Origin of the sequence: Pseudonocardia kongjuensis (genome assembly GCF_039526905.1) — a bacterium.
Lineage (GTDB): Bacteria > Actinomycetota > Actinomycetes > Mycobacteriales > Pseudonocardiaceae > Pseudonocardia > Pseudonocardia kongjuensis.
The window spans coordinates 98,237-105,587 of sequence record NZ_BAAAJK010000027.1 but is presented as its reverse complement, the minus strand read 5'-3'; the positions used below and the strand labels follow the sequence as shown (position 1 = coordinate 105,587).

The following is a 7,351-nucleotide window of genomic DNA, read 5'->3' as shown; positions in this document are numbered from 1 at the left end:
GGTGTGCTCGGTGTCCAGGTACTCCTTCACCGACGAGATGCGGCCGTCCCGCACGGTGAACAGGAAGTGGTACAGGTTGTTGTAGACGCGGCCGTTCTTCAGCTCGGTGTAGGACTCGGTCTCCACCGCGACCCGGTCGCCCTCGGCGGTGAAGGCCAGCGGGGTCAGCCGGATCGCGCCGCTCGTGGTCGACGCGGCGATCCCGGAGACCATCTCCCGGAAGCCGGCCTTGTCCTTGGTGCCGGAGATCCCGGGGATGGTGCCGGCCACCCACCAGGTCGCGTCGTCGGTCAGCCGGTCCATGATCCCGTCGACGTCGCCGGCCGAGAACACCTCCATGAACTCGGTGACGATCTTCTTGTTCTGCTCGCTGCTCACGTGTCGCCGTCCCTCGTGGTCGGCCCGCCCCCGGCGGTGGGGGCGGGCGGGGCCAGCTGGCGGACGACCATCTCGGCGTAGCGGTCGGCGATCTGCTCGATCGTCAGCCGCCCGCCCGGGTCGAACCACTCGTTGGGCCCGTTGATCAGGTCCAGGATCGCCAGGGTGGCCAGCCGGGGGTCGGGGCAGTCGAACTCGCCCGCGTCGACCCCCTCGGCGAGGTGCCGGGCGATCCTGCGCTGGTAGTCGCGCCGGTAGCCCTGCACGGCCTCCAGCCGGTCCGGGGACAGTGCACGCAGCTCCCGTCCCGCGACGAGCCACGCGTCCCGGTTGGCGCCGATGTGCGTGATGTGCGCGCGCACCAGGCGGGTCAGCCGTTCGGCGTGGCTCTCCGGACCGTCCAGGAGCGGCATCTGCTCGACGACCATGTCGCGGTCCACGACGTAGATCGTGTGCAGGAGCAGCTCCTCCTTGCTCCGGAAGTGGTGGTAGAGCGACGCGGCCTGCATCCCGGCGGCGTCGGCGAGGGCACGCATGCCGACGCCGTGGTAGCCGTGTTCGCGGAACATGCGGCTCGCCAGCGCGACGAGCTCGGCCTTGCGGGTGCCTCCGCGGGAGGGCCGATGCCCGTCGCTCGGATCGACGTTCATGACCCGAGACCCTGTCACTGTCCCCACCTCCGGTGGAGGCCGGGCGCCCGGTCAGGCGGGCACCGGCGCCGTCACGCCCATCTTGTGCAGTTCGGGCACGACCTTCTCGCCGAACAGCTTCAGGCTGGCCCGGACCTTGTCGAACGGCAGGCCCGCGAACGACGGCGCCACGTTCGGCTGGTGGTCGCCGAACAGCTCCAGGCGGTGCCGGTACTTCTCGACGATCTGCTCCGGCGTCCCCCAGATCTGGGTGTCCGCGTAGCCGGCCGCGGCGGCCTCCATCCCGGCCTCGCGGATCATGTCCGCACCGGCCTGGTAAGCCTCGTAGCCCTTCGTCTCGCGCCAGTGCTTCCCGGCGAAGTCGTAGTGCTTGACGACCGAGAGGAAGTACCGCGACAGGTACTCGCGGGCGGTCTGCTCGGCGACCTCCGGGTCCTCGTGGCAGTAGATGAAGTCCTGGGTGAGCACCGGGCCCGGTTCGGTGCCGTGGGTCTCCCGGTACACCTCGCGGTAGCGCTCGATCGCCGGGACGTGCTGCTCGGCCGGGTACTGCATGAAGGTCATCATCCGGGCGCCGATCTTCGCCACCGCGGGCACCGAGTCCGGGGACATCGCGACGCCGTAGAGCCTGCCGTCCCAGTCGTTCCCGGCCTCCGGGGCCGGGCGGATGTCCACCCGGGGCTGGTCGTAGTACGTGCCGTGGTGCTCGACGTAGCCCTTCCGCAGGCCCTCGATGATCAGCGGGGCGGCCTCGTCGAACCGGCCGCGGGACTCGTTCATGTCCTGGCGGAAGCCCTCGTACTCCATCTTCGCCAGGCCGCGGCCCATCCCGAACACGACCCGTCCGCGGGACAGGATGTCGAGCATCGCGACCTTCTCGACGACCCGGAGCGGGTCGTTCCACGGCAGGATCACCGCGCCGGTGCCGAGCTTGATCCGGCTGGTCCGGCCGGCCAGGTAGGTCATCAGCTGCAGGTTGTCCGGGCACATCGAGTAGTCGTCGAAGTGGTGCTCGGCCGCCCAGGCGGAGTCGAAGCCGTACTCCTCGGCGAGCACGCCGAGCTCGGCCTCCTGGCGGAACATCTCCGCGTCGCTCAGATCCTCGTGCCAGTTCTGGAAGACAAGCAGGACACCGACATCCATGGCGGTTCGCCTTTCCTCGGATCAGGGGTTGCCTAACGATCGTTAGGGCTGCGAGGGTAGTGTGACTCGTCACAGCGGGTCAAGGCGCCGACGGAGGTGGCAGCGAGCGATGGCCAGACCCCTCACGGCCGAGCCGGACCCCGGTACGCGGCCCGGGCCGGTACTCGTCCCGGACCCGCCCGATCCGCTGGTCCGGCTGCTGGGCGGGCTGTCCGCCGCGGTGCTCGACGGCGCCGGGCCGGAACGCCTGGTGATCCGCGCCGCCGAGCTGCTCGGCCTGCCGGTGGCGCTGCGGTCGCCCGACCTGGGCCGGGTGCGCTGCTGGTCGGCACCCGCCGCCTTCCGGCTGGACGCACCGCCGCCGCTGCCCGCGACGGCGCTCGCCGTGCCCGGGGTGCGGCGCGCCGTCGCGCGGCTCGGCCCGGCCCGGCCCTCGGTCGTCCTGCCGCCGGACCCGGTGCACGGCATGGCCCGCCGGCACCTGCTCGCCGTGCTGACGGGGGAGGACGGCGTCGCCGGCTACCTCGACGTCGCCGAGCTCGGGCGTCCGCTGCGCCCGGCCGACACCCCGGCCGCGGAACAGGCGGCGGCGATCCTGTCGGTCCAGCTGCTCGGCGAGACCGTCGCCGAACGGGCGGTCGCCCGGGACCGCGACGACGTCCTCACCGATCTGCTCCACGGCACCCGGGACGAGCCGGACCTGCGCCGGCTCGCCGTCCGGGCCGGGCTCGATCCGGCCGCCGTCCACCTGCTGGTGCGGTTCCCGGTGCGCGACGGCCGCTCGGCGTCGGGCTGCCGGGACGCGGTCGCGGATGCGCTCGTCGGTGCGGCCGGCGGTGCTGCCGGCGGTGCTGCCGGCGGTGCTGCCGGACGTGCTGCTGGCGGTGCTGCCGTCGGCGCTGTCGGAGGTGCGGCCGGAGGTGCTGCCGTCGGCGCTGTCGGCGGCGCTGCCGGAGATGCGGCCGGCGGTGCTGTCGGCGGTGCGGCCGGTGATCCGATCGGTGATGCGGTCGGTGACCTGCCCGGCGCGGTCCCGGCGGTGCTGCCCGGGCCGGACGCCGTGCTGGCGCTGCTGGAGCTGCCCGCGGATCCGGCCCCCGGCGGGCTCCGCGCCGTGCACCGCGCGCTGCGCGGACGGCTGGACCGGATCGCGGCCGCCACCGGGGTGCGGCGCGCGGTCGTCTCCGGCGCGGTCCGCGAGATCAGCGGCCTGCCCGCGGCACTCGCCGAGACCGGCGACGTCGACCGGCTGGCCGCCGCGCTCGGCGGGACCGCCGACGTCGTCGGGGTGCCGGAGCTGCGGACGCTGCGGCTGGTGGTGGACGGCGGCCGGGCCGCGGCCGCCGCCCGGTTCGCCGAGCAGTGCCTCGGCCCGCTGCGCCGCAGCGACGCCGAGACCGGCGGCGACCTGGTCGAGACCCTGCGCCGCTACCTGGCCGCCGGCGCCCAGGTCCGGGCGGCGGCCGCCCGGCTCGGCGTGCACGAGAACACCGTCCGCTACCGGCTCGGCCGGATCGAACACCTGACCGGGCTGGACATGCGCCGGTTCGACGCGCTGCTCACCGCCCAGCTCGCGCTGCAGGTGGACGTCCTCGCCGCCGGGGCGGCACCACTCCAGGAGGGAACACCATGACCGTGCAGGACACCCTGCAGGACCGGGTCGCGATCGTCACCGGCGCCGCCCAGGGCATCGGCCGGGCCACCGCCCTGCGGCTCGCCGCCGAGGGCGCCGTCGTTACCTGCGCCGACATCCGGGACTGCGCCGAGACCGTCGCACTCGCCGACAAGGAGGGCGGCCGGGCGGCGGCCGTCGAGCTCGACGTCCGCAGGGCAGCCGACTGGGAGCGTGCGGTCACCGCCGTGGTCGCCGAGCACGGCCGGATCGACCTGCTCGCCAACGTCGCCGGGGTGGTCAACCTGCTCAGCCCGGACACCGTCGTCGACCTCACCGAGGACGCCTGGCAGGTGGTGATCGACACCGACCTGAAGGGGGTCTGGCTCGGGATGCGGGCCGTCATCCCGCAGATGGTCGCCGGTGGCGGCGGGCGGATCGTCAACATCTCGTCGATGGCGGCGTTGCGCGGGCTGCCGAACCTGGCGTCCTACTCGGCGGCGAAGGCCGGGGTGGTCGGGCTGACCCAGCAGGCCGCGTTCGAGTACGCCGAGCAGGGGATCCTGGTCAACGCCATCGCGCCCGGCACCATCGACACCCCGATCCTCGCCGAGATCACCGACGAGATGCGCGAGGCCAACGCCAACGCCCACCTGATCCGCAGGCTCGGCCGCCCCGAGGAGATCGCCGCGATGGCCGCCTACCTGTTCCGGGAGGGCGGCTTCCAGACCGGGCAGACCGTGCCGGTGGACGGCGGCTGGGCCGCCAAGGGCAACTTCTGATGTGGGACTTCGAGACCGAGCCGGAGTACCAGGAGAAGCTGGACTGGGTGGACGCGTTCGTCCGGGACGAGATCGAGCCGCTCGACCTGGTGCTCGGCGACCCCTACGACAAGTCCGACGCGACCGCGCGCCGGCTGGTCCGGCCGCTGCAGCAGCAGGTCCGCGACCGCGGTCTGTGGGCCGCGCACCTGCGGCCCGAGCTGGGCGGCCAGGGCTACGGCCAGGTCCGGCTGGCGCTGCTCAACGAGCTGCTCGGCCGGTCCCGGTGGGCGCCGACGGTGTTCGGCTGCCAGGCCCCGGACTCGGGCAACGCCGAGATCCTGGCGCACTTCGGCACCGACGCGCAGAAGCAGCGCTACCTGCAGCCGCTGCTCGACGGCGAGATCTCCTCCTGCTACTCGATGACCGAGCCGCAGGCCGGCGCCGATCCGACGCTGTTCACCACCCGCGCGGTCCCGGACGGCGACGGCTGGGTGATCGACGGCGAGAAGTGGTTCTCGTCGAACGCCCGGCACGCGTCGTTCCTGATCGTGATGGCGGCGACCGATCCGGACGCCGCGCCGCACGACCGGATGTCGATGTTCATCGTGCCCCGGGCGACGCCCGGCCTGACGATCGTCCGGGACGCCGGTGTCGGCACCGAGTCACCCGAGCACTCCAGTCACGCCTACCTGCGCTACGACGGCGTGCGGGTGCCCGGCGACCACCTGCTGGGGGAGCGGGGGCGGGCGTTCGCGATCGCCCAGACCCGGCTCGGCGGCGGCCGGATCCACCACGGGATGCGCACCATCGCCCAGATGCGCCGCGCGTTCGACCTGATGCTGGAGCGGGCGGTGTCGCGCAGCACCCGGACCGGCCGGCTCGCCGACATGCAGTCCACCCAGGACAAGGTCGCGGAGAGCTGGATCGACCTGGAGCAGTTCCGGCTGCTACTGCTGCGGACGGCCTGGCTGATCGACCGGCACCAGGACTACCGGGCCGTGCGCAAGGACATCGCCGCGGTCAAGGTGGTGATGCCGCGGGTCTACCACGACGTGGTGCAGCGGGCGATGCAGCTGCACGGGGCGCTGGGCATCTCCAACGAGATGCCGTTCTCGGCGATGATGGTCGACGCCCAGGTGATGGCGATCGCGGACGGCCCGACCGAGGTGCACCGGCAGACCCTGGCCCGGCAGCTGCTGCGCGACGTCGAACCGGGCGAGCCGCTGTTCGGGTCCGGGCACCTGCCGGCCCGTGCCGACGCGGCCCGCGCGCACGTCGCGGCCCGGCTGGAGCACCTGGTGGCGAACGCCTGACGCCGGATCAGCCGTCCGCGGTGGCGGCCCGGTGCTGCCCGAGCAGGTGCACGTACGCCTCGGCGGAGAGCGGGATGGACTTCCGCTCGTCGTCGGTGAGCTCGCGGCGCACCTTCCCGGGCAGCCCGGCGACCAGCGACCCGGGCGGGACGACGGTGCCCTGGGTGAGCACGGCGCCGGCCGCGATCAGCGAGCCGGAGCCGACCCGGACCCCGTTCATCAGCACCGCACCCATCCCGACCAGCACGTCGTCGTCGATGGTGCAGCCGTGCACGACGGCCCGGTGCCCGATCGTCACCCGTTCGCCGATGGTCACCGGGAAGTCCGGGTCGGCGTGCACGACGGTGCCGTCCTGCACGTTCGACCGGGCGCCGACGGTGATCGACGCGAAGTCGGCGCGGAGCACGCAGGTGTACCAGACACCGGCGTCCGGGCCGATCCGCACGTCGCCGGCCAGCACGGCGCCGGGGGCGATCCAGGCGTCGGTGTGCACGTCGGGCCGGTGGCCGTTGATCTCGATCACGGGGTTCCTTCCGGGGGGTCGATGACCCGGACCGGGGTGCCGGCCCGGAACGCGGCGACGTCGTCGGTGACGTCCGCGAAGTACTCGGCGTAGGACTGCCGGGAGGCGTAGCCGGTGTGCGGGGCGAGCACCGTGCGCGGGGCGGTCCGCAGCGGATGGTCGGCGGGCAGCGGTTCGGTGTCGTAGACGTCCAGTGCGGCGCCACCGAGCCGGCCGGCGTGCAGCGCGTCGAGCAGCGCCTGCTCGTCGACGATCGGGCCGCGCGAGGTGTTCACCAGCAGCGCGGTCGGCTTCATCAGGGCCAGCTCGGCCGCGCCGACGGCGCCCGCCGACCGCGCGGACAGCACCAGGTGCACACTGAGCACGTCCGCGGTGCGGAAGAACGTGGTGCGGTCCGGCGCCTCGACGCCGATCTCGGCGGCCCGCGCCGCGGTCAGGTTCGGGCTCCACGCCGTCACGTGCATGCCGAGCGCGCGGGCCACCGGCACCATCGCCGCACCCAGGGTGCCCAGCCCGAGCAGGCCGAGGGTGGATCCGGCGAGCACCGTGCCCAGGCCGAGCTGCCAGCCGCCGGAGCGGATCGCGGCGTCCTGCGCGGGCAGGTTGCGGGCCAGCGCGAGCAGCAGCGCCCAGGTGTGCTCGGTGGTGCTCGCCCGCGCGGCGGGGCCGCGGGCACCGCAGACGGTGACGCCCCTGGCGTGCGCGGCGGCGACGTCGATCGAGGCGTTGCGCAGCCCGGTGGTGATCACCAGCCGCAGGTCGGGCAGCGCGTCCAGGACCTCGGCGGTGACCGGGGTGCGCTCGCGCATGCAGACGACGGCGTCGAACCCGCGCAGCCGGGCGACGAGCTGCGCCGGATCGGCGACGTGATCGGCGAAGGCGACCGCCTCGACGTCGCCGGGGAATCCGGTCAGCGACAGCGCGACCTGCTGGTGGTCGTCGAGCAGCGCGACGCGGAACGGCATGCC

The 7,351-nt window shown here is 73.7% G+C and carries 8 protein-coding genes; 3 read left to right on the top strand and 5 right to left on the bottom strand.

The genetic code is table 11. The features are described 5' to 3' along the window. The 3 genes from ABD160_RS21770 to ABD160_RS21760 form a co-directional block, all read right to left on the bottom strand. A partial coding sequence (locus ABD160_RS21770; RefSeq protein ID WP_344025367.1) for a nuclear transport factor 2 family protein occupies nt 1-378 on the bottom strand: 378 nt, incomplete at its 3' end. Beyond that, nucleotides 375-1,028 carry a TetR/AcrR family transcriptional regulator gene (locus ABD160_RS21765; RefSeq protein WP_344025365.1) on the bottom strand — a complete coding sequence of 218 codons (654 nt, stop codon included), beginning with the start codon at nt 1,026-1,028 and terminating at the stop codon, nt 375-377. The genes ABD160_RS21765 and ABD160_RS21770, both read right to left, overlap by 4 nt. A gap of 51 nt (nt 1,029-1,079) precedes the next feature. After that, nucleotides 1,080-2,171 carry an LLM class flavin-dependent oxidoreductase gene (locus tag ABD160_RS21760; protein ID WP_344025363.1) on the bottom strand — a complete coding sequence of 364 codons (1,092 nt, stop codon included), beginning with the start codon at nt 2,169-2,171 and terminating at the stop codon, nt 1,080-1,082. Between the two features lie 109 nt (nt 2,172-2,280). Between ABD160_RS21760 and ABD160_RS21755 the strand changes: the two genes are divergently transcribed. The 3 genes from ABD160_RS21755 to ABD160_RS21745 are packed head-to-tail and all read left to right on the top strand — an operon-like array spanning nt 2,281 to nt 5,860. After that, the gene (locus ABD160_RS21755) at nt 2,281-3,804 is read left to right on the top strand and encodes a PucR family transcriptional regulator (RefSeq protein WP_344025361.1); all 1,524 of its coding nucleotides are present in this window, start codon (nt 2,281-2,283) and stop codon (nt 3,802-3,804) included. Further along, nucleotides 3,801-4,565 carry an SDR family NAD(P)-dependent oxidoreductase gene (locus ABD160_RS21750; RefSeq protein WP_344025360.1) on the top strand — a complete coding sequence of 255 codons (765 nt, stop codon included), beginning with the start codon at nt 3,801-3,803 and terminating at the stop codon, nt 4,563-4,565. Before ABD160_RS21755 ends, ABD160_RS21750 begins: the two co-directional genes overlap by 4 nt. Then, entirely contained in the window at nt 4,565-5,860 is a 1,296-nt protein-coding gene (locus ABD160_RS21745) for an acyl-CoA dehydrogenase family protein (RefSeq protein WP_344025358.1), read from the top strand. Before ABD160_RS21750 ends, ABD160_RS21745 begins: the two co-directional genes overlap by 1 nt. A gap of 7 nt (nt 5,861-5,867) precedes the next feature. On the opposite strand, the gene ABD160_RS21740 is transcribed toward ABD160_RS21745, so the two are convergent. Then, a complete protein-coding gene (locus ABD160_RS21740) occupies nt 5,868-6,383 on the bottom strand; it encodes a gamma carbonic anhydrase family protein (protein ID WP_344025355.1) in 516 nt (171 codons plus the stop codon). Then, nucleotides 6,380-7,348, bottom strand: a complete 969-nt coding sequence (locus tag ABD160_RS21735) for a D-2-hydroxyacid dehydrogenase family protein (RefSeq protein WP_344025353.1) — start codon at nt 7,346-7,348, stop codon at nt 6,380-6,382. Before ABD160_RS21735 ends, ABD160_RS21740 begins: the two co-directional genes overlap by 4 nt. Nucleotides 7,349-7,351: the final 3 nt, after the last annotated feature.

Bases quoted from the DNA above. Each gene is read 5' to 3' on its own strand.
- ABD160_RS21735 (WP_344025353.1), bottom strand. From the start codon at position 7,348: ATGCCGTTCCGCGTCGCGCTGCTCGACGACCACCAGCAGGTCGCGCTG.
- ABD160_RS21755 (WP_344025361.1), top strand. From the start codon at position 2,281: ATGGCCAGACCCCTCACGGCCGAGCCGGACCCCGGTACGCGGCCCGGG.
- ABD160_RS21760 (WP_344025363.1), bottom strand. From the start codon at position 2,171: ATGGATGTCGGTGTCCTGCTTGTCTTCCAGAACTGGCACGAGGATCTG.
- ABD160_RS21745 (WP_344025358.1), top strand. From the start codon at position 4,565: ATGTGGGACTTCGAGACCGAGCCGGAGTACCAGGAGAAGCTGGACTGG.
- ABD160_RS21765 (WP_344025365.1), bottom strand. From the start codon at position 1,028: ATGAACGTCGATCCGAGCGACGGGCATCGGCCCTCCCGCGGAGGCACC.
- ABD160_RS21750 (WP_344025360.1), top strand. From the start codon at position 3,801: ATGACCGTGCAGGACACCCTGCAGGACCGGGTCGCGATCGTCACCGGC.